The organism is Shewanella sp. SW32 (assembly GCF_025653365.1).
Classification (GTDB): domain Bacteria; phylum Pseudomonadota; class Gammaproteobacteria; order Enterobacterales; family Shewanellaceae; genus Shewanella; species Shewanella oncorhynchi.
Genome location: NZ_JAKKSJ010000022.1, coordinates 24,446 through 48,386, shown reverse-complemented (window position 1 = coordinate 48,386; position 23,941 = coordinate 24,446). Strand labels below are relative to the sequence as shown.

The 23,941-nt window shown below is 45.4% G+C and carries 26 protein-coding genes; 11 read left to right on the top strand and 15 right to left on the bottom strand.

Going from position 1 to position 23,941, the window contains the following annotated elements; genetic code table 11:
- Positions 1–6: 6 nt before the first annotated feature.
- From L5M28_RS14245 to L5M28_RS14220, 6 genes are all read right to left on the bottom strand, one after another.
- Positions 7–666 carry a flavin prenyltransferase UbiX gene (locus L5M28_RS14245; RefSeq protein WP_113939774.1) on the bottom strand — a complete coding sequence of 220 codons (660 nt, stop codon included), beginning with the start codon at positions 664–666 and terminating at the stop codon, positions 7–9.
- 1 nt (position 667) lies between these two features.
- Positions 668–2,062, bottom strand: coding sequence for a UDP-N-acetylmuramate:L-alanyl-gamma-D-glutamyl-meso-diaminopimelate ligase (gene mpl, locus L5M28_RS14240; RefSeq protein WP_113939772.1), 1,395 nt, complete (start codon positions 2,060–2,062; stop codon positions 668–670).
- A 198-nt stretch (positions 2,063–2,260) separates the two neighbouring features.
- Entirely contained in the window at positions 2,261–2,884 is a 624-nt protein-coding gene (locus L5M28_RS14235) for a hypothetical protein (RefSeq protein WP_263203678.1), read from the bottom strand.
- Positions 2,885–3,053: 169 nt separating this feature from the next.
- Complete coding sequence (locus L5M28_RS14230) at positions 3,054–3,920, bottom strand: sterol desaturase family protein (protein WP_131523721.1); 867 nt, start codon at positions 3,918–3,920, stop codon at positions 3,054–3,056.
- Positions 3,921–4,051: 131 nt separating this feature from the next.
- Positions 4,052–5,083, bottom strand: a complete 1,032-nt coding sequence (locus tag L5M28_RS14225) for a DUF2804 domain-containing protein (RefSeq protein ID WP_263203676.1) — start codon at positions 5,081–5,083, stop codon at positions 4,052–4,054.
- Between the two features lie 215 nt (positions 5,084–5,298).
- Entirely contained in the window at positions 5,299–5,823 is a 525-nt protein-coding gene (locus tag L5M28_RS14220) for a porin family protein (protein ID WP_409437975.1), read from the bottom strand.
- A 227-nt stretch (positions 5,824–6,050) separates the two neighbouring features.
- Between L5M28_RS14220 and L5M28_RS14215 the strand changes: the two genes are divergently transcribed.
- The 4 genes from L5M28_RS14215 (at position 6,051) to L5M28_RS14200 (ending at position 9,325) form a co-directional block, all read left to right on the top strand.
- Positions 6,051–6,617, top strand: a complete 567-nt coding sequence (locus tag L5M28_RS14215; RefSeq protein ID WP_263203674.1) for a YajG family lipoprotein — start codon at positions 6,051–6,053, stop codon at positions 6,615–6,617.
- 29 nt (positions 6,618–6,646) lie between these two features.
- Positions 6,647–7,231 (top strand): peptidylprolyl isomerase, encoded by a 585-nt coding sequence (locus L5M28_RS14210; protein WP_028761870.1) that lies wholly within the window; start codon positions 6,647–6,649, stop codon positions 7,229–7,231.
- Positions 7,232–7,304: 73 nt separating this feature from the next.
- A complete protein-coding gene (locus L5M28_RS14205; protein WP_263198099.1) occupies positions 7,305–7,625 on the top strand; it encodes a hypothetical protein in 321 nt (106 codons plus the stop codon).
- A 284-nt stretch (positions 7,626–7,909) separates the two neighbouring features.
- Complete coding sequence (locus L5M28_RS14200; protein WP_263198100.1) at positions 7,910–9,325, top strand: AmpG family muropeptide MFS transporter; 1,416 nt, start codon at positions 7,910–7,912, stop codon at positions 9,323–9,325.
- A 121-nt stretch (positions 9,326–9,446) separates the two neighbouring features.
- Here L5M28_RS14200 and L5M28_RS14195 read toward each other — a convergent pair whose 3' ends face one another.
- A complete protein-coding gene (locus L5M28_RS14195) occupies positions 9,447–9,932 on the bottom strand; it encodes a YajQ family cyclic di-GMP-binding protein (RefSeq protein ID WP_006080274.1) in 486 nt (161 codons plus the stop codon).
- A 155-nt stretch (positions 9,933–10,087) separates the two neighbouring features.
- On the opposite strand from L5M28_RS14195, the gene L5M28_RS14190 reads away from it, so the two are divergent.
- The 4 genes from L5M28_RS14190 to L5M28_RS14175 all read left to right on the top strand — a co-directional run bounded on the left by L5M28_RS14190 (position 10,088) and on the right by L5M28_RS14175 (position 13,454).
- On the top strand, positions 10,088–10,450 hold the full coding sequence (locus L5M28_RS14190) for a VanZ family protein (protein WP_105250138.1): 363 nt from the start codon (positions 10,088–10,090) through the stop codon (positions 10,448–10,450).
- A gap of 50 nt (positions 10,451–10,500) precedes the next feature.
- Complete coding sequence (locus L5M28_RS14185; RefSeq protein ID WP_263198102.1) at positions 10,501–11,457, top strand: ketopantoate reductase family protein; 957 nt, start codon at positions 10,501–10,503, stop codon at positions 11,455–11,457.
- A 348-nt stretch (positions 11,458–11,805) separates the two neighbouring features.
- Complete coding sequence (locus L5M28_RS14180; protein WP_105250140.1) at positions 11,806–12,144, top strand: P-II family nitrogen regulator; 339 nt, start codon at positions 11,806–11,808, stop codon at positions 12,142–12,144.
- Entirely contained in the window at positions 12,141–13,454 is a 1,314-nt protein-coding gene (locus tag L5M28_RS14175; RefSeq protein WP_263203672.1) for an ammonium transporter, read from the top strand. Before L5M28_RS14180 ends, L5M28_RS14175 begins: the two co-directional genes overlap by 4 nt.
- Before the next feature lie 89 nt (positions 13,455–13,543).
- On the opposite strand, the gene L5M28_RS14170 is transcribed toward L5M28_RS14175, so the two are convergent.
- The 6 genes from L5M28_RS14170 to L5M28_RS14145 form a co-directional block, all read right to left on the bottom strand.
- A complete protein-coding gene (locus L5M28_RS14170; RefSeq protein WP_263198105.1) occupies positions 13,544–15,064 on the bottom strand; it encodes an EAL domain-containing protein in 1,521 nt (506 codons plus the stop codon).
- A 160-nt stretch (positions 15,065–15,224) separates the two neighbouring features.
- Entirely contained in the window at positions 15,225–16,097 is an 873-nt protein-coding gene (locus L5M28_RS14165) for a DMT family transporter (RefSeq protein WP_263198107.1), read from the bottom strand.
- A 188-nt stretch (positions 16,098–16,285) separates the two neighbouring features.
- Positions 16,286–17,134, bottom strand: a complete 849-nt coding sequence (kdsA, locus tag L5M28_RS14160; RefSeq protein WP_105250144.1) for a 3-deoxy-8-phosphooctulonate synthase — start codon at positions 17,132–17,134, stop codon at positions 16,286–16,288.
- A gap of 58 nt (positions 17,135–17,192) precedes the next feature.
- A complete protein-coding gene (locus L5M28_RS14155) occupies positions 17,193–18,440 on the bottom strand; it encodes a DUF819 domain-containing protein (RefSeq protein WP_105250145.1) in 1,248 nt (415 codons plus the stop codon).
- A gap of 156 nt (positions 18,441–18,596) precedes the next feature.
- Entirely contained in the window at positions 18,597–19,385 is a 789-nt protein-coding gene (locus L5M28_RS14150) for a SirB1 family protein (protein WP_105250146.1), read from the bottom strand.
- Complete coding sequence (locus tag L5M28_RS14145) at positions 19,385–19,780, bottom strand: SirB2 family protein (protein WP_006080263.1); 396 nt, start codon at positions 19,778–19,780, stop codon at positions 19,385–19,387. Before L5M28_RS14145 ends, L5M28_RS14150 begins: the two co-directional genes overlap by 1 nt.
- Positions 19,781–19,899: 119 nt before the next feature.
- On the opposite strand from L5M28_RS14145, the gene L5M28_RS14140 reads away from it, so the two are divergent.
- A complete protein-coding gene (locus L5M28_RS14140) occupies positions 19,900–20,313 on the top strand; it encodes a GNAT family N-acetyltransferase (protein WP_263198109.1) in 414 nt (137 codons plus the stop codon).
- Between the two features lie 225 nt (positions 20,314–20,538).
- Here the strand turns inward: L5M28_RS14140 and L5M28_RS14135 are convergent, their stop codons facing one another.
- Positions 20,539–20,742 (bottom strand): YheV family putative zinc ribbon protein, encoded by a 204-nt coding sequence (locus tag L5M28_RS14135; RefSeq protein ID WP_011788205.1) that lies wholly within the window; start codon positions 20,740–20,742, stop codon positions 20,539–20,541.
- 253 nt (positions 20,743–20,995) lie between these two features.
- On the opposite strand from L5M28_RS14135, the gene L5M28_RS14130 reads away from it, so the two are divergent.
- Together L5M28_RS14130 and L5M28_RS14125 are read left to right on the top strand one after the other, a co-directional pair.
- Positions 20,996–22,909, top strand: a complete 1,914-nt coding sequence (locus L5M28_RS14130; protein WP_263145330.1) for an ABC transporter ATP-binding protein — start codon at positions 20,996–20,998, stop codon at positions 22,907–22,909.
- 54 nt (positions 22,910–22,963) lie between these two features.
- Complete coding sequence (locus L5M28_RS14125) at positions 22,964–23,425, top strand: TIGR02444 family protein (RefSeq protein ID WP_263203671.1); 462 nt, start codon at positions 22,964–22,966, stop codon at positions 23,423–23,425.
- Positions 23,426–23,509: 84 nt separating this feature from the next.
- On the opposite strand, the gene L5M28_RS14120 is transcribed toward L5M28_RS14125, so the two are convergent.
- A complete protein-coding gene (locus L5M28_RS14120; RefSeq protein WP_263203669.1) occupies positions 23,510–23,920 on the bottom strand; it encodes a GFA family protein in 411 nt (136 codons plus the stop codon).
- Positions 23,921–23,941: the final 21 nt, after the last annotated feature.

Sequence of the window (23,941 nt, the reverse complement as noted above, 5' to 3'; positions counted from 1 at the left end):
TAAGTCTCAATTGTCGAGGTCGCGGTTAGACTGTTTGTCATAACCCCAGCGACTCGTTAATGCATGGTCAACGCCCAAATGATCGAGAATTCGAGCGACCATGAAGTCTACCAGATCTTCTACCGATTTGGGATTGTGATAAAAACCGGGTGCAGCGGGCATAATGGTCGCGCCGAGGCGAGAAAGGCTTAACATATGCTCTAAGTGTATGGCACTAAAAGGAGTTTCCCTCGGTACTAGGATAAGTTGGCCGCGCTCTTTAATCACCACATCGGCGGCGCGTTCGAGTAAATTATTACTCATTCCGGTAGCAACTGCCGCTAACGTCCCCGTTGAGCAAGGACAAATCACCATTTGTTTAGGTGCTGCGCTACCCGATGCAGGCGGTGAAAACCACTCATCTTTGCCTAATACCACTAACTCGCCAGCAATAATCACGCCTTTTTCGTGCAGCAAAGCCAACAGCTGGGCATGGGCTTTGTCACTGTTGGCGCTTAACTGTATGCCGTGTTCCGTCGCCAATACCACTCGAGCTGCACTGGAGATCATCAAAAACACTTGATATCCCGATACCAACAGACACTCGAGTAACTTAAGCCCATAGGGAGCACCAGAGGCGCCCGTCCAAGCTAAGCTAATCGCCTTAGTCGACTTTGCGTAGGCCATGTTAGCTAACCTGCTCTACAGTTGAAGCCTGTTCTAATGCGGCCAGCAGCTTCTTATGTAACCCACCAAAACCACCGTTACTCATCACCACTATGGTGTCGCCTACTTTGGCGGTTGCTGCGACTTTGGAGACCACATCATCAATTTGATGTAACACAGTCACAGGGATCACCGCCGCTTCCATAGCTTCTTTCATATTCCAGTCGATGGTATCGGCTTGATATAAAAAGGCTTCGTCGGCTTGCATCATAGAAAAAGCTAAAGTGTCTTTATGGACACCACTCTTCATGGTATTTGAACGCGGCTCAAGTACCACAGTAATTTTGCTCTGCCCAACCTTAGCCCGCATACCTTTTAACGTGGTCGCAATCGCCGTTGGATGGTGTGCAAAGTCGTCGTATACGCTCACACCATTAACGGTTCCGAGTAATTCGAGTCGACGCTTAGGTGGCATAAACTTAGCTAAAGCTTCAATTGCAGCACTCGGCTTAACGCCCACGTGACGTGCGGCAGCAATGGCCATCATGGCATTTTCAATATTGTGTTGACCAATCAAATCCCATTCGAGAATACCTTGGGACTCGCCATCAAAAAATACTTCAAAGCGATGGCAATCATCACTTAACGCTTTGCCATACCAACCGCTGGTCGATTCGGCTAAATGATAGGTTTCTTGCTCACTCCAACAACCCATATCAATCGTTTGCTTAACGGCATGGGAATCGGCGGGCCAAATGATCTTGCCTTCACCAGGAACGGTGCGAACTAAGTGGTTAAACTGTTTTTGAATCGCAGCCAGATCGGTAAAAATATCGGCATGATCGAACTCAAGATTGTTGATCACTAAGGTACGCGGATGATAATGCACGAATTTCGAACGTTTATCGAAGAAGGCACTGTCGTATTCGTCGGCCTCAACGACAAAGAAAGCGGTCTTGCCTAAACGTGCCGACACACCAAAGTTTTGCGGTACGCCACCGATTAAGAACCCAGGCTCATAACCGCAATCATCTAAAATCCAGGCTAACATGCTAGATGTCGAGGTTTTACCGTGAGTGCCAGACACTGCCAGCACCCAACGCTCAGGCAAAATATGATCGGCTAAAAACTGCGGGCCAGAGGTATAAGGGATGCCAATGTTCAACACGGCTTCCACGCAAGGATTACCCCGGCTCATGGCATTACCAATGACAACTAAGTCAGGATAGTGCCCTGCTTCACCCAGCTGGCTAGGATCAAAACCTTGAATAAGCTCAATGCCTTGGTCCTCTAGTTGCGTGCTCATTGGAGGATAGACATTGGCATCCGAGCCCGTCACTCTGTGCCCTTTGGCCCTAGCCAATAACGCTAGACCACCCATGAAGGTTCCACAAATTCCTAAAATATGTACGTGCATACCGCTCGCTCTGATGTGTTGAATTCACCGCCATTCTAATCCATCGGGCGACAGATTGGCAGGTAACAATCGGTGAAAAGCACAGCAATCACAAATGACAGTTTCAAAATCAGTAGATTTCACATTTGAGCTGCAGAACTGAGATTTTTAGATAACAGGTCAACTAACACAAGGCCGAAAACTGTCGCAATGCAGGTACTAACGTAAGTCACGGTAGAGCTGAGCGTGCTGGCTACGGTGGCGACTAAATAAGAATTGACGTAACGCTTCACGCTCTTCGGTTTCGGCCTGAAACTTAACGAAGGCCAGACCTTTCTCGCTACGAATAGGCTCGATATCGACGCGCATAGTCTCGCCATTGGGCAATTGTAATTGCAGATCTTTACTGCCTAACAATTGCTTAAATTGCTGCTGTGATTTAGCACGGATGGCCATGCCAGAACTAGATAGCGAGGCAACAGACCATTGCTCACCTTGATCGTGGTCGAATATCCACACATCATCGGCTTGAGTTAACCGCCAACTGCGCTCCACTCCCGAGGCATCTAGCACTTCAGGCACACCTAAAGTGGGTTGAAACTGTCCAAAGTCATCCACTTTCATCAGTAGTGGAAACCAGAGTTTATAGGGCCCGACTTCGGCCAATAGAGTGAGTTTTGCCTTACCGAGAATCGAGGCGATAACTTGCGGCACTTCAGTTGTGACTGTGAGCACGTGATTGACTAGGGGATCGTTAGTCAAGGTTGTGCCCACACGAGTCGGCGAAAAAAGTTCGCTAAAACAAGCAAGCTCCTCCGCGGATAATCGAGGTTCATCCATCATGATAAGTCCTCCCGAGTTAAATTCCTTACCCCAAAAAGTACCACCAAAGTATGGGATTGTACATTTTTACACCAAAACAGTGGCAAAAAACGGAATATAGGCTAGCAAGGCTAAATTCAAGACACTATTAGCCATTTGCGCTATTTAACTTGGAAAATGCAGTGGATTGTTATTCCTCGCTTTTTAAACTGCTGGAAGGCGGAGCAAACAAGATACGTAGTCGTTGTTTAACACTCAAACCTGTCGCTGTGACCTCTGCAAACATGTCTCGCCATTCACTAAAAGTCACTTTAAAGGGATTAAAACTATTCACTGGCTTAGTGATGCCGTAAATCACAGTCTCCACTTCGGGCTCAAAGGTACCAAACAGCTTGTCCCAAATAATCAGCACGCCCGCATAGTTCTTATCTATATATTGGGGATTACGACCGTGGTGCACCCTGTGATGTGACGGTGTATTGAAAACCCATTCCAGCGGTCCGAGTGATTTAATCGCTTGGGTATGCACAAAAAATTGCAATCCCAGATTGAGTAATACCACAAACACCACCCAGTTTGGATCGAAACCTATGACCACCAGCGGTAACCAAAATACCCACATGCCTGCAAAGGGATACATTAAACTCTGACGAAACGCAGTGCTAAAATTCATATTCTCAGAGCTATGGTGCACCACGTGAGCCGCCCACATCCAGCGGACTCTATGGCTCGCCCTGTGGAACCAGTAATAACAAAAGTCCTGCGCAACCATCAAGGCAATAAAGCTCAATGGGCCCATTTCAATATCGAATAACTTCCAACCAAAAATCGCCAAATACAGCTTAGCGATCAGCAAACCAGTGAGCAGATCGGCACCTTGGTGCATGGCCGCGAGGCTGAAATTACACAGCACTTCTTGGCCGCGATAACGTGCACTTAACGGTAGCTTTTGTCTTTTATCGCCAAAGTACCATTCCAGCAAAATACACACGAAAAACAAAGGTGCAAGCACCAGCAGTAACAATTCTGGGTGCTGGATCAGCGAGGCGATATCCATATAAGATCATCCTGTTCTATTTTTATTTTATGGTTATTTTTATTGTTACTTTTATAAAAACTCTAACTGCATTCTATAAACCGCATTCAACGCCACAACGCAGGCAGCTGCGATCCGTTAGTCGCCGTTAGCTACCAGCGGGTATAGTGATCTTCGGCGAGCCCCAGAACATTATTTATCTGGTAACTGTGTCCTTGATTATCGGTAATAGTGCCACTGAAATGACCGATGAATTGGCGGAAATTACTCTTAAGCAAGAGCAAATTACGCTTTTCACTGCGACAATTGCGCGCCGCAAACTGCAAATCCACTTGGCCATTTTGACTGTAGACTCGCCAAACCTCGGCGCCGAGCGTGGCATGGCGATCAAACTCAAATTGCACTGGCCCGAGTAAATGACGCTCGCCATTAATCCAAAAGACATTTTCAGTAGCCCCAGTTTCATTAACACCCGCCGCTAAATTAAGCCCCATAATGCCCTCATGGATCCGCGCGTTAATTGACGCCCAGCGCCAACTGGTATCACGGCGCATGTAACCCGCTGAAAAATCATAGCCTGCTAAAGCTTGATTCAGCGGCTGCGGCTCATGACCCACAGTCAAACTACCTTTAACGGTCAAACCATTATGCTTTTGTGTGTAAGTCCAGCCGTTGTATCCAGTAGGACTACACATGGCCATAGGCAAACTTAAGGGGGCTGAGTGTAAAGTAACATCGGCTTGAATGTTCTTAGTATCAATGATTAACCGCCAACCGCCCTCTACAATCTCAAAGCTTAACTGCGCCCCTTTACGGCCAATACTACTTCGGCCCTCGGCTGGCGATGGCGTAATTTGATAGCCAAACCTCAAAGGTTTTAACCAATCAAGCTGGGTGAGTGTGTTGGTTTTTATATCGTATAAATAACAAAAAGCACTGCCGACGTAGGCAATATCGGCAAGCGCGATGCCTAGGACATAACGCGGCGTGACCAAAGAGACAAACTGAAATTGTTTATAATCGAAATGCTTAGCCCACGCTGAAGCAGGTTTATCCATGGTATCGAAATAGGCAAAGTCCGCTAAACCTAAGGTTTTGACTATGCCATCGAAATGACCAAAATGGGGTAACCCCTTCGGATTGATCAGGTTATCTGGGGCGATTTGCGTTGCTATCGTTAACATGACTAAGCCTTACAAAAAAGACGCGGGAGCATCTATGCTCTCTCATTCTAAACATCGAATTTTTACTCTAACCTGTCCCCCATTGCATTAAAAGAGTGCAAGGACAAAATGTTGTCATTTTGTTGCCAGTCAGTATTCGGTTTAATGTTTTAAATTCCTTGTTTGTAAAACGATTAAAGCGCCTAAAGGCGCTTTAATCGTTGGATAAGGAAAGATTAGAATCGGTAGCTAATACCAAAGTTGATCCCCTGTAATTCAAGCTCTTTCATCGGGATATATTGGTATTCCAAATTCAAACCGAATCCTGACTTAAATCGATATTGCCAGCCTGCAGCGCCATAAAAACCGACATCATCCGAGTCCATATCTTGTTTATCTATCTCATAGCTGACTTGAGTGTAAGCAGCGCCTAATTTGGCATACAAGCTGTTACCACGAGACAAAGCATACTCACCGTAAGCCGCGGTTCTAACACCTTGGTAACGTAAATCTTTTATCTCACTGATGACGCTAACAAGCGCACTCGCCACCCCACCTGAACCCGCTAAATAACCCGCCTCAAACCCAAAATGCTCGTTGAGCATATAGCGGTAATATAAGTCGCTGGTTAAGGTGTCACCCGCATCATATTTACCGTTCTTAGTTTCAAATTCTTGGGTACCGTAACCTAAACTACCACCCAGTATATGGGCAGAATCGCCCGCGAGCGCATTGGAGCTCATCAGGCCTGACGCCAGCATCAGGCCAACAAATAACGAAGTGAATGATATTTTTTCCATATTTAACCTGCCTTCCATGCCTTGTAACTATGCGAATAAATGATGTGAATGCACAGAAAACACGGATGTGAATAATGAGCACAAGATATTAGCAATAAAAGCTGTACCTCAACTGAATCACGGTGTTCTGTGGCATCAAAAGTGATTTCTGGTATGCTGTAGCCACTTTTACTTGTACGAGAGATCCCATGAAACGGCTATTACTGACCTTGACTTTCCCCCTGCTGTTCGCGGGCTGTGCCAGCCAAAATCCGACTCATATGGCTTTCAGCCCTCAAGTGCCCAATATCAGCCAACAAACGGCGCAACTTGTACCTATCGCTCTTGAAACGGTAGATACACGCACAGTCGATTATGTTGCTCGTTTTATTGAAGAAGGGACAAAAACACGTTTAGTTGGCCCGAGCGAACCGCCTAAACTGTTACTCGATGAAGTATTCCGCGCAGGTTTTGCTCAAGCGGGCTACCAAATCGACCCAAGCGCAAGTAATTCAGTGCAAATTCAATTAGAAGAATTGCAAATGGATATCACTAAAAAGACCTTTGGCTATGAGGCAAAACACAGTGTGTTAATCGCAGTTCAAGCCAAAAACTCCACCCAAGAGCTGGTTAAACGCTATAAAGCCAAAGGCACTTTAAAAGGTCCTTTAACGCCCGATTTTGCAACCTTAGAACTGGATATGAACAAATTGCTCGGCCAACTTACCGGCGAGATTCTAAACGATCCTGAGCTTAATCAGTTTCTACAAAAATAACAGCGTCAGTTTATTATAAGGAAATCAATATGCTCCGTTGGATATCAGCCCTCTTACTCATCTTTATGAGTCATCATAGCCTCGCACTCGACATTCAGGCCGATACCTTGTATCCCAGAGTCGAATTTGATACTAGCTTAGGCAAAATCGTGGTCGAGCTAGATAGAACTCGTGCACCAATCACTGTCGATAACTTTTTAACTCATGTCGTTAAAGGCGAATACGACAACACAATATTTCACCGCGTGATCAGTGACTTTGTGGTGCAAGGCGGCGGACTCACCCCCAAGTATGAAGAGCTCCCCGAGGGTAAGCCGATAGTCAACGAATCAGGAAATGGCCTAACAAATAGCATGGGCACGATCGCCATGGCACGTGAAAACGAGCCGCACTCAGCCACTCGTCAGTTCTACTTTAACGTAGCCGACAACACTAAGCTCGATCCCTCTAAACGTCGTTGGGGTTATGCCGTATTTGGTGAAGTGATTGAAGGTAAAACTGTCCTCGAAGCTATGGCTGTCGTTGAGACAGGAACTAACACTAAGCTCAATTGGCCCGATGTTCCTGTTACCCCTATCATATTGAAAAAAGCCAAATTATTACCAAAACAGTAATCAAAATATAATTTCGAGCAAAAGCGCTAATTTTGCATCTATACTGTGATAGTAAACAGAAAGGAGGCAAACGATGACGGCAACTGAGTTCATCGATAATAAAGCGCCCCAACTCGCCTTCTATGGAAAAGCGTTTTTGAGTGAAGAACTCGACTTCCATGAAGTGCAACTTTACTTATGGGACACGTTAGAAGAATGGCAGCAACTGAATTCGACTGGCGAAGCGCAAACGGAAACTGAAAAAGTGTTTTGGCACTTGCTCCACAGCTTTAACAGGTGGCCTGACTGTGTGATCCGCGGTAATCAATATCTGCGTAAGCAAATAAATGATTGCTGTGACTACCTGAGTTTAGGCGGCCGAGTGCCGCAGGGATGCATCGGGATAAGACCTTAAGTTCAGCATTCCTATCGATAAAAAATGGCCCTGTAATAGGGCCTTTTTTATTTCGTAAACCAATTCCTCGTGTGTACATTATTACGCTCTCCTTACTATCAAGATCTATGCTAGCGATAAAGATAAGCGGTAAACTTTTAGCTACAAGCAGTTAACTCTCGAGCCATATTCAACCATCTTATAGTGCTAAACGGGACTCCAAAGTAAAAGGAATACCATTAGCCCTTGAACCCTATGGCACCTTACCCGTAAGCTAAGCGGATTAAACACTTAGACTCATGCCTATGTCCGCAAAAGGTTTTATTCAACGTACACTCGATGCCCTCAGTGTCTATTATCACAAGCGGGTTTTGATCCTGTTATTACTGGGTTTTTCTGCTGGTCTACCATTAATGCTGGTATTTTCAACGTTATCCTTTTGGTTGCGTGAAGCTGGTGTTGATCGCACTTCAATCGGTTATTTCAGCTGGATAGCCTTAGCCTATGCGTTTAAATGGGCTTGGTCACCCTTAGTCGATCGACTTTCACTGCCACTGCTAACTCGATTTCTAGGCCGCCGCCGTAGCTGGATGCTGTTCGCTCAGTTGTTATTGGTTGGTGCCATCTTAGGCATGTCTTTTAGTGACCCTCTCAAAGATCTCGAGCGCTTGGCACTGTTCGCATTAATGGTCGCCTTTGCCTCAGCCACTCAAGATATTGTTATTGATGCCTTTCGGATTGAATCAGCCCCAGAAAAGATGCAAGCCGCACTAGCAGCGGCCTATCAAGTGGGTTATCGCAGCGCCATGATTATCGCCACCGCAGGCGCACTCACCATAGCGGCTTGGGTTGAACCCGGTAACACGGCATACAACTTAGTGGCATGGCAAACTTCTTACCTGATTATGGCAGGATTGATGTCTGTTGGGATTCTGACCACACTTTTTAGCCGCGAACCCGAAGTCGATACCCGCGCCGCCGATGCCACTGAATTAGCGCTAAAACAACGCTTAAGTGCCCGTTATCCAAGAATTATCGCAGCGGGCATATCTTGGGTATATACGGCCAGTATTTTACCCTTTATCGACTTTTTCAAACGCTATGGCCGCAGCGCTATCCTCATCTTATTACTGATTTCTTGCTACCGGATCTCGGATATTGTGATGGGGATTATGGCGAACGTCTTTTATGTGGACATGGGATTCACTAAGGAAGAAATTGCCTATTTGAGTAAAATCTATGGCCTGATCATGACCTTAGTCGGCGCAGCCTTCGGCGGTGTTTTGTTAGCCCGCTTCGGAACTATGAAAATCCTTTTCCTCGGTGCCTTACTGGTTGCCGTAACCAATCTGCTATTTGCGTGGCAGGCAGTGATTGGCTACAACGTGCCCTTTTTAACCTTTGCTATTTCCGTGGATAACTTCAGCGCTGGGATAGCCACGGCGGCATTTATTGCCTATCTATCGAGTCTCACCAGCAACGGCTACAGTGCAACGCAATATGCCTTACTGTCTTCGATTATGTTGCTTTTCCCTAAATTTATCGCGGGCTTCTCGGGGGCTTATGTCGACGCATTTGGCTATGTGAACTTCTTTGTCGCCGCCAGTGTGATTGGTTTTCCTGTGTTGTTTTTGGTTATCTTAGTCAACAAGTATGCGCCGCACCCCAGAACATCACTAATGGATGATTCGTCAAAAAGTGCACCAGCAAAATCGGATTAAGGTCTCATAGCACTTATGTCATCAATATAAAAAAGCCCTCACACCTTAGTGTGAGGGCTTTTACATTTAAAGACGAAATGGCAAACGCGATACTGCATCACGTTAAACCAATTCTGCTCGATTAATCTTTAAAGTTATCAAATTGGAAAGGCTGGCCTAACTCAGACTCACGTGCCAACGCCATGACAGCTTGTAAATCGTCACGTTTTTTACCTGTAACTCGTACTTTCTCGCCCTGAATAGACGCTTGCACTTTAAGTTTGCTGTCTTTAATTAGCTTGACCAGTTTTTTAGCAATTAAGGTTTCTATACCTTCTTTAAACTTCACTTTTAGGGAGAAGGTTTTACCGCTGTGGATAGCTTTCTCATCGACTTCCATCGAAGACGGATCCACATTACGTTTGCTCAGTTGCATACGTAAAATGTCCACTAATTGTTGGCATTGGAAGTCATCTTCAGCGGTTAACGTGACCACATGGTCCTTATATTCCACGTCAGCCGTTTTACCGCGAAAATCGAAACGTGTCGCCAGCTCACGCTTAGTATTATCAACCGCATTACGCAGTTCAACTTCATTCACTTCTGACACAATATCCATTGAAGGCATAGTTTTTATGTCCCATATCAAATTAATATGCAGCTAGTTTACCCACACACAGGCCTAAGTTGAAGGTAAAGCCTAGAATAAAAGCGTAATCATGGGTGACTTTAGCCACACATTTTCCTATCATTGCCCCACTCTAAGCTAATACAAACATATTTGTGATAACTAAAAATACCCTATTTAAGCTGGCTTTAGCCGTAGCCTTTGTCGTGATCAGTTATCTGGTATTTTCCAGACCAACCTATTCGCAAAGTATTCCGAATATCGACAAGGTAGGCCATCTTGGGAGCTTTTTTTGCCTCTCCTATCTCACCTATCTTGCTTTCAAACCTAAGTGGTATTGGTTATCTCTCACACTGGCAAGCTACGCCATTTTAATTGAGTTAGTGCAATCACGTTTGCCCTACCGTAGCGCTTCTGTGGGTGATGTTATTGCCGACTTTTCGGGTATTGCACTGTTTTACTTTTGCAATTGGGCCTATGGCAAATACTTCCGCGCAGCGCAATTGCGAGAAGATTAACTCAGGCGCTTCAAGCTGGTACTGATGACCGATACCTTAAGGCTACACATATGACTCATGCTGTGAACATAAATCGCGTGGTGGATATTGCGATTTTAGGTGCTGGTGCCGTTGGGCAGCTTATTTGCCACCAACTGACTACAGCGGGCATGAGTGTTGGTCTTATCGGCCGCGATTCAATTGCATCTATACAGCAGACACTTAGCGTCACTCCATTAGCGCTGGCCAATGATAATCAACAGAAAACACACGCACTCCAGTATTCTGTGCCTATCTTGACGGCCAATGCGCTCGATAATATCCGCCTCGTGATTGTCTGCGTCAAAGCCTATCAAGTGCTCGATGCACTTTTACCCTTACTTAACCAACTGCCCAGACAATGCCATATTTTGTTATTACACAATGGCATGGGACCTCATTTAGCCCTAGCGCCGCTAATTGATGCGCAAGCTGATGGCAGAGGGCTAAGCCTAGGGACAACTTCCCAAGGGGTGTTACGTCAAGCCAGTTGGCAAATTAGGCAAACGGGACAAGGGCTAACTCAATTTGGGCATTTTGCAGGTACAGAGCTCACTGAGCATTATCGCAATGCTTTACTGACGGCTATCCCCAACAGTGAATGGGTGGATGCCATTGTGCCTTGTCTATGGCAGAAACTCGCCGTTAATGCAGCGATTAATCCGCTTACAGCACTATATCAATGTCCTAATGGCACACTCGCCGAGCCAGATTTTAGTGACATGATTAAAGGCATTCTCGACGAGTTAGTCACGGTTGCCACACTCGAGGGCGTGCATCTCGATAAACAATTGTTACACGACAGGGTCTATCAGGTGATCCGCCTCACTGCGGGGAATTTCTCATCGATGCACCAAGATATTGCACACCAAAGACGAACTGAAATAGACCAAATTAATGGTTATATCTGTGAGCGTGCACAAGCGCACGGTTTAAGTGCACCAGTTAATGCTGACCTCTGGGCGCGCGTCAAACAGCTAGAAGCTTAAGCAAGAAAACTCACATAACAAAACTAATATAACATTATGTTTAATTGATATAATTTTTAATTTTTTGCTAAATCCCCACTTTTTATTTACCGCATTAAAACGCGAATTACCCTAGCGCCATACTCACTCGACTTTTGCTGCACTCATGCTAGTCAAGCAAATTTACCTTGCACCAAAATACGCACCAAATCAGGGCAGATTAACTTTGCATTGCACCGTTTTGCATCAAAATTTTAAACTATTTCGGTGCATTTTAATGTTAACGCAATGATAATAAATGCTTTGTCTATATGGCCTAATTCCTGCTTTATTCCAATAAATTGAGTCCGCAGCTTGTTGGAGAGAAAATTGAAACTGGTCACCGCAATCATTAAACCGTTCAAATTAGACGATGTACGTGAAGCCTTAACTCAGCTCAGCGTCCATGGCATGACAGTCACTGAAGTACGCGGTTTTGGCCGCCAAAAGGGCCATACGGAATTGTATCGTGGTGCTGAATATGCAGTGGACTTTTTACCTAAGATTAAACTCGAAGTTGCCATTCATTCCGATCAAGAAGATGCCGTTATTGATGCCATTATTGCTGCAGCCCATACGGGCAAAGTGGGTGATGGCAAAATCTTTGTGACTTCGTTAGAACAAGTGGTGCGCATTCGCACTTCGGAAGAAGGAGTTGATGCCCTATGATGCTAGTGAGCTTCAGACTCAGTATTAAATACCTATTGATATTATTCAGTGTATTGGCGACGAATGCCGTCGCCGATGATGGTCAATTTAGTGCTGCAAATACAGCGTGGATCTTAAGCTCATCCGCATTAGTGTTGTTGATGACCCTGCCAGGATTAGCCTTATTTTACGGCGGTTTAGTTCGCAGTAAAAACGTGCTTTCAATATTGATGCAATGCTTCTCTATTGCCGCCCTAGTGTCAGTTTTATGGTTCGGGCTAGGTTATTCACTCGCATTCGACACAGGTAACAGTTTCATCGGTGGCTTAGACAAAGCACTACTGCCAGGTATTGGTCGCGATAGTCTTAGCGGGGATATTCCCGAGCCGCTGTTTATTCTATTTCAAATGACCTTTGCCATCATAACGCCAGCTTTAATCATCGGTGGTTTTGCCGAGCGAATGAAGTTTTCAGCTGTGCTTATCTTTTCAGGTGCTTGGTTATTACTGGTTTATGCGCCGATCACCCACTGGGTTTGGGGCGGTGGCTGGTTAGCACAGCTAGGACTGTATGATTTCGCGGGCGGAACCGTGGTGCATATCACCGCAGGGGTTGCTGCGCTCGTGGCCGCTAAAGTGCTAGGTCCACGCAAAGGATTTTTAAACTCGGCGATTATGCCGCACAACCTGACGATGACAGTCACAGGTGCGGGCATGCTGTGGGTGGGTTGGTTCGGTTTTAACGGCGGCAGTGCGCTAGGCGCTAACGGCACCGCAGCCATGGCGATTCTAGCTACTCATCTCGCCGCTTCTATGGGCGCGATGACATGGGCGGCAATTGAGTGGATTAAGTTTGGTAAACCCAGCGCCCTTGGCATAGTCACAGGCATGGTAGCGGGCTTAGGCACTATCACTCCCGCCTCAGGTTATGTTGGCCCAGCAGGCGCCTTAGTTATAGGTTTACTCGGTGGAATCGTGTGTTTTTACTCAACGGTTTATATCAAACAGAAACTTAAAATCGATGACTCCTTAGACGTTTTCCCCGTGCACGGTGTCGGCGGTATTCTTGGTACCCTTTTGGCAGGAGTCTTTAGCTCGACCCAATTAGGCATATTTAGCGGCTACGGTTTTGCGACTATGAACAACACTATGATAGACCAACTTGGGGTACAGATTATCGGGGTTGCGGCGACATTTACTTATACTGCGGTGGTCACTTGGTTGCTGTTTGTGATCATCCGTAAGCTACTTGGCGGCCTTCGCGTCAGCACAGAACAAGAAGTTAACGGCTTAGATTTATCGGAACACGAAGAAACGGGTTATAGCCTTTAATCAGAACCTCGAGCCAGAACCTTTAGTTAAGACAGTTGAATAGCCATAAGGGCACCAAGACGCCCTTATGGCAGACTTACATCATGATGCTACTTTTTGAAATGTTCGACTAACCATAACTTTAAATCCGCCAGCTTCATCGGCTTAGCAAAGAGATAACCTTGTAAAAAATGGACTTGGCGACTGGTCAAATAATCTGCCTGCTCCTGCGTTTCAACCCCTTCAGCCACCACCACATAATTCATCTTATGGGAGAGCTCAATAATGGTATCGAGCACGTGGGAAGTCACGGAGTCCTGCCCTATGGTATCGATGAAGCATTTATCGATTTTCAAGTAATCCAATGGCATGGTTTGTAACAAAGATAAGGTTGTTTGCCCAGTACCAAAGTCATCGATAGCCACTAAAATCCCCAACTGGCGTAAGCTTTCAATGCGCTGGCAAATATCCGGCGTTAATAATTGCCGTTCGGTGATTTCGATTAAAGGCTTAACGCCAATACGATCCAAAGAATCCCGCAGATGAATAAATTTCGACTCGATATCATCTTGGGTGAAATGCTCTGGCGCCACGTTGAACGCGACTCTAAAGCCCAATTCAACCTTCATATTAGCAAAATCTTTTAATGCCTTTTCGAAGATATAATTGGTCAATGGAACAATCAGCTTGCTCTCTTCGGCGATAGGAATAAACAAATCAGGCCGTACTAAGCCCATTTGTGGGTGCTGCCAACGCACTAATGCCTCGACTCCTTTGGCCTTGCCGTCCTCAGCACAGATCACAGGTTGATAAACCAAAAAGAACTCTTCGTTCTCTATCCCGCTACGAATATCATCAGCAAGGGAGTGACGAGATAACCGTGAATAGAGCACAAACAAGATAGAACCCGTAATCAAAATAATGCTAAAGGGTAGTGAGATGGCAAAAAATATCCAAAAAAAATGCCTAAAAAAAGCAGGTGACATTTCTAGTAACACCGAAAAACGATGCTCATCAGAATCTAAAGTCATTACCTCATTTTTGATAAATCCGAGTGATTCAGGAATCGTTTTTCCATTGATGGATAAAGCGACATTGATAACTGCGCTGGGAAACACATCGGGCTGTACAAAGGAATCTACTAAATATTTCCCTTCAATAATCACAGCGGCGCCGTGTTTAGATTTAGGGTCCCATTTAGATGACACTATCGCGGGCACCTCAGGCATAAAAGGCGTGCCCGCAATAATAAACTGATTAGATATTTCAAGATTTTCGGTAACACTAACAATGCTCAGGGGAATATCAATATCACCGGTTTTAGATGAGCAATAAACGCGTTGTGAGTCAAATATTAAAGCCGAACGAAAGTAAGGTTGGAACAACATATAGTTGTATAACTCTTGACACTCAGAATCCTTCAATGCCAATGCATAATGGCTGATTTCATCGGCATGAGAGATCAAAGTATCTACGTGATCTACATAAATAGCCCCCACACCTTTGACTTTATCTTCAACAAAATACTGTGCAGAGAGATAACTTGCAACAGCAGCAATTCCAATTGGAAACAATATGACTGCCAGCCATTGCCATAATGGCAGATTTAATTTTGCTAACTTTTTTCGCATATATCCTTAACTCACACAGCGCTCGGTTAAAAATAGTATCAAAATCGATGGAGTAAGACGTGTGTATATTTGTATCTCAGCGAATGTTTGCTTGATATAAACACACTGAATCGAGTTCTATTTTAGTCTAAAAAACCAGCATACCTTCTATTAATTTAGTCTATTCCCACATCACCAAAATGGCGGCAATAGCGATCAAGACTAACCCTAGCATATCTTTTATCTTTACTTTTTCCTTCAGCCAAAAGGTGGCAATCAAGATCATAAAGAAAACTTCAACTTGACCTAAGGTTTTAACATAGGGCACAGCCTGCAACGACATAGCACTAAACCAACCGATAGAACCTAAACAACTGGCGATGCTTGTCAGTAAAGTCAACTTAGGTCGTTGCCATAATGCTATCAGCGTAAATTTATCCTTAAGCAACAAATAACTGACTAACAGCAAAGTTTGTAGGCCTATCACAAATAGCAACACCCAAGCTGCGCTATGGGGGAAACCAATATTCAAACATAAACTCGCTTCTCGTACCCAAAGCGATGTCAGCGCAAACGAAGTACCACAGGCTAAACCAATCAATACCGTATTGAGCGACAGACTTCGCAGGCCTTGTTTGGCACTCATGAGAAAAATTGCCACACCACCCAACAACACTCCCGACCAACCTAAAAGGGATAAATGCGTCCCAAAAAACACTGTGCCTAAGATCGCCGCGACCACAGCTTCACTCTTGGCTAGCCCAGCACCAACGGCAAAGTTCTGTTGCTTGAACAATTTCACCATCAAGCCCGTCGCGAGAATTTGCATCGCCGATGCTCCGAGAATAAAACCGATAAAACGGTCGCTAAAATCGGGGATTCCGACATCCTGCCAAAGATATAAGCTCGCCAAATACACGGCGGCAATCGGCCCAGCCCAAATAAAACGCGCTAAGGTCACGCCCGCAACACTCACTTCTTCACTCAGCTGGCTTTGAAACGCATTACGCCAAGCCTGCATAAATGCCGCCAGCAAAGTGAGTAAGATCCACATAAAGGTATTCCGTAAAGAATCTGGTCGGCTATAAAAACAAGATTGTTAGGCAAAGCCCATCATAAAACATTAATGTTTCAGATAGCTACGGGGCTATACCAATCACATTCCTCGACTGAAAAACAAAAGCCCCGAACGAGTCGAGGCTTTAGGATTAAGTCACTAATTCATTAAGTCTTAGCTTGCGATTACTTACTGGTATCGATTGGCTCGAAGGATTTAACCAAATCGTCGATCGCTTTCATTTGCTTCAGATAATTTTCTAACTGATGCAAAGGCAGCGCACATGGGCCATCACACTTAGCGTTATCAGGATCAGGGTGCGCCTCAATGAATAGACCCGCTAAACCCAGCGCCATACCACTGCGCGCTAACTCGGTCGCCTGTGCGCGACGTCCACCCGCTGAATCTGCACGACCACCAGGGCGTTGCAGCGCATGGGTCGCATCGAAAATCACCGGATAGCCAGATTGCTTCATCTCGTCCATACCCAACATATCAACGACTAAGTTGTTATATCCAAAGCTTGAACCACGTTCACACAGGATGATCTCGTCATTACCCGCTTCGTTAAACTTAGTGATGATATGGCGCATTTCATGTGGTGCTAAAAACTGTGGCTTTTTCACATTGATGATAGCGCCAGTTTTTGCCATCGCGACAACTAAATCAGTCTGGCGTGCTAGAAATGCAGGTAACTGAATAATATCAACTACTTCTGCCACTGGCGCACACTGATGCACTTCATGCACGTCGGTGATCAAAGGTAAATTAAAGGTCTTTTTAATCTCTTCAAAAATCTTTAAGCCTTCCTCCATACCTGGACCGCGGTAAGAGTTAATCGAAGAACGATTCGCCTTATCAAAAGACGCCTTAAATATATAAGGGATCCCCAGCTTTTGAGTCACTTCGGCATAGGTTTCAGCAATCGACATAGCGAGATCGCGAGACTCAAGCACGTTCATGCCACCAAACAACACGAAAGGTTTATCGTTGGCAATCTCGATTGAACCTAGGTTTATGATTTTATTACTCATCGCAACTTCTCTCTAAAATGCTGGAACCTTTCCCAGCGGTGAATAGGAGCTAAGGCGGTTATACCGCAACTAACTGTAAAATTTGACCACAAATCCATGCCATATAGGTTCCTAACGCATAACCTAATACGGCTAACAGTACGCCCACGGGTGCTAAAGCGGGGTGAAATGCCGCCGCAACTACAGGGGCTGACGCAGCGCCACCCACATTCGCTTGGCTGCCTACGGCCATATAAAATAACGGGGCTTTAATCAGCTTAGCCACCAATAACATAAAGCTTGCGTGAACTATCATCCACACAATACCAATTAAAAAGTACAATGGCGTATCGAGCACCTTACTCACATCCATATGTAGACCAATGGTCGCAACTAAGATGTAAAGGAAGGCTGAAGCCACTTTTGATGCCCCCGCCGCCTCTAAATGACGCACTGGACTGAATGACATCGCCAAACCAATCGTTGTGACTATCACCACTAGCCAGAAAAATTTAGAGGTTAAACTGTAATCTGCAGTCCAAGGATAGTTCACTTCAAAAAATGGCCCCAGAAAATCAGCGGCGATATGAGCAATACCTGTGATACCAAAGCCTACAGCGACAATCAGCATAAGATCGCGCAGATTAGGAATGCGTGCATTTTCAGCGTGATACTTTTCAACTTTATCTTTTAACGCTTCAATAGCAGAAGTATCCGCACCGGTTTTAGCATCGATCTCTTTCGCTTTTGAGGCCAGAAACAGCAGTACTGCCATCCAAATATTGGCGACTATCACATCGACTGTCACCATCACAGAGAAAATATTACCGCCCACGTCATAAATTTCTTTCATTGCAGCTTGGTTTGCGCCCCCACCAATCCAGCTCCCCGCTAAGGTCGTCATACCACGCCATACCGCATCGGGGCCATCGACCCCAATTAAAGAAGGTTCAATAACCGACACCAGCAACAAGGCGATAGGGCCGCCGATAACGATACCGACAGTGCCGGTTAAAAACATGATCAAAGCTTTCGGCCCTAAACTTAAAATAGCTTTTAAATCTACGCTTAAAATCAATAAGACTAAACAAGCTGGCAGCAAATAACGGGATGCCACAAAATACAGTTGTGAGGTATTACCATCGATTACCCCAAAGGTATTCAATAACGATGGCAAGAAATAGCACAATAAAAGGGCGGGAATAAAACGATAAAACTTCTGCCAAAAAGGATGACTACTGCTACTGGTATAAAATACAAAACCTAGAATTGTCGCGAGTATTCCTAACGCCGTGGCATCGTTCGTCACTAAAGCCGTGCTTGTCATGCTAATTTCTCCCTATTGATACAGTTATTATTTTTATTAGAGACTTAACTTTTAAGTCCCTGGGTCAAACTTCCATCTGCCCAGTGTTATTATTTTTGCGGATTGAATTCGTTAATAAAAGTTGAATAAATAAGAAGAGCCCCGAAAGGCTCTGCTTTAGTGATAAACCTCGGCGTGTTCGTTTAATTCTTTGAGCTGCATCTTCACTATCTCGATCACGGGATCGTGAGGACTATTATCAACAAAATGCTGCAGATCGGCGGCGGCCACATTAATACAACCCAACTGCTGTGCAATAAACGCCCGCTCACGATTCAAATGCACATCGTCAACATGCCATTGCAACAGCAGGCTGCAACACTCCATCGCTGCCTCAAATTGATGCGACACTATGCAACCCGCCTTAAGCTCATGCAGCATACGCGTCAGCAGTTTTTTCACCGTTGCAGGCTTTAAGTAACTTGCCTTAAGTTCAGCAGCATTACCTAACTCGCCGCGCACTAACACGTGCAACTGGTGACGGGTGAGTTCCTTGCCCGTTAAAGGATCCAAATAACTCACTTCACCGCCAATCTTACAACGCAGCACCGTATTGCCAGGTAGCAATATGGGTTCGAGTTCAAGATCTAACTGCTTTGCCAGCAACATCAATACCGTCGCCAGCGTTGTACTATTACCTTGGCGACTAATTAAGCAAGTACCTAAATCTGCCGCCTCTGTACTGAAGTAGTTCTCACGAACACAAAAACCTAAATCCTCGTAAAACCAATGCAACAGCGCATTAAAACGCTGTTGTTGATCAACCAAGTAATGACTTAATACGGCTCCCGCCATTTCAAACCAAGCCCATTTAGCGGCTTCAAGTTTAGAAAATCCAAGGTGCGCACCTACATCCAATGCCGACTCGGGCAATGAAATGCCATCTTGCAGAGTGTAGTTACCCATTAACCCAATAATACCGCTTGTTTAAAATGAGCCAATTTAGCAGCATAAACCAACCAACCTATCGCGCCTAAGTAAGCAAACACTTTGAACAATTTGTTTCTGTTTGCTTTTATGGCAATGGCGCCTAGGACAATGTAAGCAACTACAGCACCGATTTTTTCGGTCATCCAAGGATCCACAAAAGGAAATTGCTGGATCATAAAACACAAAGTTAAGCCCGACAGCAGCAGGAAAGTGTCGATAACATGGGGCGCTATCTTGAGCAGCTTCTTCTCCATCAGAGCCGATTGGCGCAGATGCAGGACAAAGCGAACGGTAAGCAGTAACACGCTCAACGCGATAAAGGTAAAATGCAGATGTTTAACCGCAGGATATAGACTGTAAAAAGTTTCCATTACGATACTTATGGCCAGTGACAAAGGCGCTAGTTTACCCTAATCCTTGACGGCATACCAATGCCTATCAGCCTAGATATTCAGAGCTAACATCATAAAAAATCAAACGAGAAGTGACGATGAATTTAAGCTTAATTAACGATGAATCAACCGAGTTCACCGACGCTGTAAAACAAAAAATTGTCGAGTTCAACCAAGTTCAATGGCAGGGGCTTAGCCGTAAAAATCTCGGACTCAAACTACAGGACTCCGAAGGTAAACTGTTAGCAGGGATCAGCGGTAAAACCTTCGGCAATTGGTTGTTAATCGATTATCTGTGGGTCGATGATTCTTTAAGACACCAAAGTATCGGCACGCACTTGCTATTAAAAGCAGAAAGCCAAGCAAAAGCGCGCGGCTGCCAATTTGCCCTACTCGATACCTTAGATTTCCAAGCTAAGCCCTTCTATGAGCGCCACGGCTATCGCGTACAATGGATACAACAAGCCTACCCTGAAACCGGCAGTAAATTCTTTATGGTAAAAGTGTTGTGATGTTTAAGGTCAGCGGTCATAAACGTACCCAATGCTTAGGCTACCATTTCTAATATCTAACTCAGACCGTTTCAATTATCTAACTCAGACCGTTTCAATGAACTTGAGCTAATTGCGAGTGGTTAATGATTTGCGCACCTTTTACTCGCAAAGCTACAAACGGAAAAATAAGAGATAGGACAGGCGTCCTCAGCCGAAGCAACCCAATTGAATTAAATCTTCAACCTAATCCGGCTTAAACACCCCTATCACAGCACCTGTGGCTTTTTCTGCCACCTTTTCATCGGTTTGCTGTTCACGGTAATCACACTCTGTGCATTCAACGGTTTCGATGCCGTTTTCTTTGTAGAGTAAAATGCTGTCTTTGGCGCTGCATTTTGGGCACTTAGCACCGGCTACGAAACGCTTTTTGATTTTAGTGTTTGTCATAATAGATAAAGGACCAGATAGCAGGGCCAAGGGACTCGGCCGAAGAAATTGGCGCTATTTTGCCACACTGATGATTGAATGCCAGTGTTACCTGAAAGTATGAGGCCTTAGGTCGATGTGATGCGATTCGCTAAAGATCATCCTGAAAAGTCGAATAATTGTCCGAGTTATCGGGTCAGGCTGTGGTTTGATACGGGGTTGTACGCTATTATCTGTGCCCTGACGAATTTACGTTCTAACCAAGTTGTAGTTAATGATCAGCATCAACCAAGCGCAATTAATCCGTGGCAGCAAAACCCTGCTAGATGAGACCTCTCTTACGATTTATCCCGGCCATAAGGTCGGTTTAGTCGGTGCTAACGGCACAGGCAAATCTTCACTGCTCGCATTAATTTTAGGTCACTTAAGCCTAGATAAAGGTGAATTTAGTCTGCCTTCTGGCTGGCAAATTGCCACTGTGGCCCAAGAAACCCCTGCGCTCGACGTCTCGGCACTGGAATATGTGATCGATGGCGATAGCGAATATCGTCAATTAGAAGCCCTATTACACAAGGCCCAAGAAGATAACGACGGCAATGCCATCGCACTCTTACACGGCAAAATCGACGCTATCGGTGGTTATGCGATTCATTCGCGCGCGGGTTCATTGTTAGCGGGTCTGGGCTTTAGTGAAGCCGAGCAAAGCAATCCAGTAAAAAGCTTTTCGGGTGGTTGGCGTATGCGCCTCAACTTAGCCCAAGCGCTGCTGTGCCGCTCTGACTTATTGCTCCTCGACGAACCAACCAACCACTTGGACTTAGATACCATGTACTGGCTCGAAGGTTGGATTAAGTCCTATCAAGGCACGCTGATTTTAATCAGCCATGATAGGGACTTTATCGATGAAATCGTTGATGAAATCGTCCACGTTGAAAATCAAAAACTCAATTTCTACAAAGGCAATTACAGTGCCTTTGAGCGCATTCGTGCCGAACGTATGTCGCAACAACAGGTCGCCTTCGAACGCCAACAAAAAGAACGTGCGCACATGCAGTCCTTCGTTGACCGTTTCCGTTATAAGGCGAGTAAAGCCAAACAAGCGCAGAGCCGCTTAAAGGCGCTAGAGCGCATGACTGAGTTGTTGCCGTCTCAAGCCGATAGCCCATTTTATATGGAGTTTCGCGCCCCAGAAGCCCTGCCCAATCCACTGATTAAGATGGAGCAAGTCGCTATCGGTTATAGCGATAAGCCAATCCTGAGCAAGGTGCATTTAAACTTAGTGCCGGGTGCCCGCATTGGTTTACTCGGCCGTAACGGCGCAGGTAAATCGACATTAATCAAGCTGTTATCGGGTCAATTATCGCCAATGACAGGTTTGTATGAACCTAATCCTGGCGTCAATATCGGTTACTTTGCCCAGCATCAAATTGAATTTTTGCGCCTCGACGATACGCCGATGCAGCATTTAGTGCGTCTGGCTCCTAATGCCAGAGAGCAAGAGCTACGCAACTTCTTAGGCGGTTTTGGTTTTAACGGCGATATGGCGCTTTCACCTGTGCGCCCCTTTTCTGGCGGCGAGAAAGCCCGTTTAGTGTTGGCGCTATTAGTTTGGCAACGCCCTAACCTATTGCTGCTCGATGAACCCACCAACCATTTAGACTTAGAGATGCGCCACGCCCTGACAATGGCATTGCAAACCTTTGAAGGCGCTATGGTTGTCGTCTCGCATGATAGGCATTTACTGCGATTAACCTGTAGCGATTACTATCTGGTGGATCAAGGTGAAGTACGCGCCTTCGACGGCGACTTAGACGATTATCACCAATGGTTGCTCGATGCGGCGAAAGCCAACTCGAATCAAAACAGCACCAGCGACGAGATCAAACCTGCGGCCGATAAGAAGATACAGAAACGCCTCGAGGCCGAGATCCGCCAAAAGGTATCGCCGCTCAAGCGCAAACAAACTAAGTTAGAAACCGAGCAACAAAAGCTGAGCGAACGCCTCGCCGAGCTAGAACACTTGCTGGCCGATAGCGAATTGTATGATCAAGATAACAAAGCCAAGCTAACCTCGGTATTAACCGAGCGAACGAGCTTGACGCAAACCTTAGAAGACAGTGAAATGCAATGGCTCGAGTTGCAAGAAGAGATAGATGCAATGGAGCAAGAGGTCATGGAGCAACAATAACTCCAGCGTTCTTTTACATAAAAGTCAGTAGCAGCGGCAATACAAGGAAATAGTATGGCGGTTTTAACCCAGTTCGACAGTCAACTCTGGCAATGGTGTGATATGAGCTATGCGCAAAACAAAGCGCTCTGTCTCGAATTGCAAAATAGCTGTCAGGTGAACGTCAATCTACTGCTACTGGCACAATATTTAGATATCACTATGGATGTGTCTGGGCCGCAGCAATACAGCACAGACCAATGGCAAACGCTGATGAATGCTGTAGGTGAATGGGATGAAAGGTTTCTCACGCCCTATCGCAAATTACGTAAACTCGCTAAATCCAGCCTGAATGAGCAAGAGTATCAGCAGATGCTCGCTGTTGAGCTGATGATGGAACGTAAAGCGCAGCGAACCATCTTGAATAAACTCAATGAACTCAGCCCAAACGGCCAAGCGACAAATCTAGTGAGCTACTTAAGCCTGTTTGGACTCAGTGACATTGACGCCAACGAAATCGGCCTCATTGCGCCCTGATTCAATCTAAACAAATCATTTTAAATCAATCACATAAAAGCAATAATAAGCTAAATCAAATTAACGCTATGATCATCAGAGCCGCTAACGGCTGCGGCCTTGCGGATAGCGTTCACAGTCATCCTTGATCACCAACCAGTTCAGCTGACTCTCAGTATAAATATGGTACTTAGGCTGAACTTGGTTAGCATCGTCCAGACTCGCTATGCTCAAGGTCGAATAATCAGGATATTGAGTATGCCGGTAAGTTAACGATGTACCGCACTTGTCACAAAATCCACGGCGAATAAACTCAGACGATGCAAACTCTGTCACCTGACCTTTAAGCCAAATCACTTGGCTGAGTTTAAAATCCATCCAAGCCCCAAATGCAGATCCCGTGCTTTTTTGGCACGAACGGCAGTGGCAATAATCCGCATCAAAGGGTTCACCTTCAATCTGATAACGAATCGCGCCGCATAAGCAACCACCTTCCCGTAATATGTTTTCAGACATTCACACCCCATCAAGCTTTAT

Bases quoted from the DNA above. Each gene is read 5' to 3' on its own strand.
- L5M28_RS14145 (WP_006080263.1), bottom strand. From the start codon at position 19,780: ATGGAAACTTTTTACAGTCTATATCCTGCGGTTAAACATCTGCATTTT.
- L5M28_RS14175 (WP_263203672.1), top strand. From the start codon at position 12,141: ATGATGCTAGTGAGCTTCAGACTCAGTATTAAATACCTATTGATATTA.
- L5M28_RS14220 (WP_409437975.1), bottom strand. From the start codon at position 5,823: ATGCTGGCGTCAGGCCTGATGAGCTCCAATGCGCTCGCGGGCGATTCT.
- L5M28_RS14195 (WP_006080274.1), bottom strand. From the start codon at position 9,932: ATGCCTTCAATGGATATTGTGTCAGAAGTGAATGAAGTTGAACTGCGT.
- L5M28_RS14170 (WP_263198105.1), bottom strand. From the start codon at position 15,064: ATGCGAAAAAAGTTAGCAAAATTAAATCTGCCATTATGGCAATGGCTG.
- L5M28_RS14235 (WP_263203678.1), bottom strand. From the start codon at position 2,884: ATGATGGATGAACCTCGATTATCCGCGGAGGAGCTTGCTTGTTTTAGC.
- L5M28_RS14185 (WP_263198102.1), top strand. From the start codon at position 10,501: ATGACTCATGCTGTGAACATAAATCGCGTGGTGGATATTGCGATTTTA.
- L5M28_RS14140 (WP_263198109.1), top strand. From the start codon at position 19,900: ATGAATTTAAGCTTAATTAACGATGAATCAACCGAGTTCACCGACGCT.
- kdsA (WP_105250144.1), bottom strand. From the start codon at position 17,134: ATGAGTAATAAAATCATAAACCTAGGTTCAATCGAGATTGCCAACGAT.
- L5M28_RS14125 (WP_263203671.1), top strand. From the start codon at position 22,964: ATGGCGGTTTTAACCCAGTTCGACAGTCAACTCTGGCAATGGTGTGAT.
- L5M28_RS14200 (WP_263198100.1), top strand. From the start codon at position 7,910: ATGTCCGCAAAAGGTTTTATTCAACGTACACTCGATGCCCTCAGTGTC.
- L5M28_RS14155 (WP_105250145.1), bottom strand. From the start codon at position 18,440: ATGACAAGCACGGCTTTAGTGACGAACGATGCCACGGCGTTAGGAATA.
- L5M28_RS14215 (WP_263203674.1), top strand. From the start codon at position 6,051: ATGAAACGGCTATTACTGACCTTGACTTTCCCCCTGCTGTTCGCGGGC.
- L5M28_RS14150 (WP_105250146.1), bottom strand. From the start codon at position 19,385: ATGGGTAACTACACTCTGCAAGATGGCATTTCATTGCCCGAGTCGGCA.
- L5M28_RS14210 (WP_028761870.1), top strand. From the start codon at position 6,647: ATGCTCCGTTGGATATCAGCCCTCTTACTCATCTTTATGAGTCATCAT.
- L5M28_RS14230 (WP_131523721.1), bottom strand. From the start codon at position 3,920: ATGGATATCGCCTCGCTGATCCAGCACCCAGAATTGTTACTGCTGGTG.
- L5M28_RS14130 (WP_263145330.1), top strand. From the start codon at position 20,996: ATGATCAGCATCAACCAAGCGCAATTAATCCGTGGCAGCAAAACCCTG.
- L5M28_RS14205 (WP_263198099.1), top strand. From the start codon at position 7,305: ATGACGGCAACTGAGTTCATCGATAATAAAGCGCCCCAACTCGCCTTC.
- L5M28_RS14120 (WP_263203669.1), bottom strand. From the start codon at position 23,920: ATGTCTGAAAACATATTACGGGAAGGTGGTTGCTTATGCGGCGCGATT.
- mpl (WP_113939772.1), bottom strand. From the start codon at position 2,062: ATGCACGTACATATTTTAGGAATTTGTGGAACCTTCATGGGTGGTCTA.
- L5M28_RS14245 (WP_113939774.1), bottom strand. From the start codon at position 666: ATGGCCTACGCAAAGTCGACTAAGGCGATTAGCTTAGCTTGGACGGGC.
- L5M28_RS14135 (WP_011788205.1), bottom strand. From the start codon at position 20,742: ATGACAAACACTAAAATCAAAAAGCGTTTCGTAGCCGGTGCTAAGTGC.
- L5M28_RS14225 (WP_263203676.1), bottom strand. From the start codon at position 5,083: ATGTTAACGATAGCAACGCAAATCGCCCCAGATAACCTGATCAATCCG.
- L5M28_RS14165 (WP_263198107.1), bottom strand. From the start codon at position 16,097: ATGTGGATCTTACTCACTTTGCTGGCGGCATTTATGCAGGCTTGGCGT.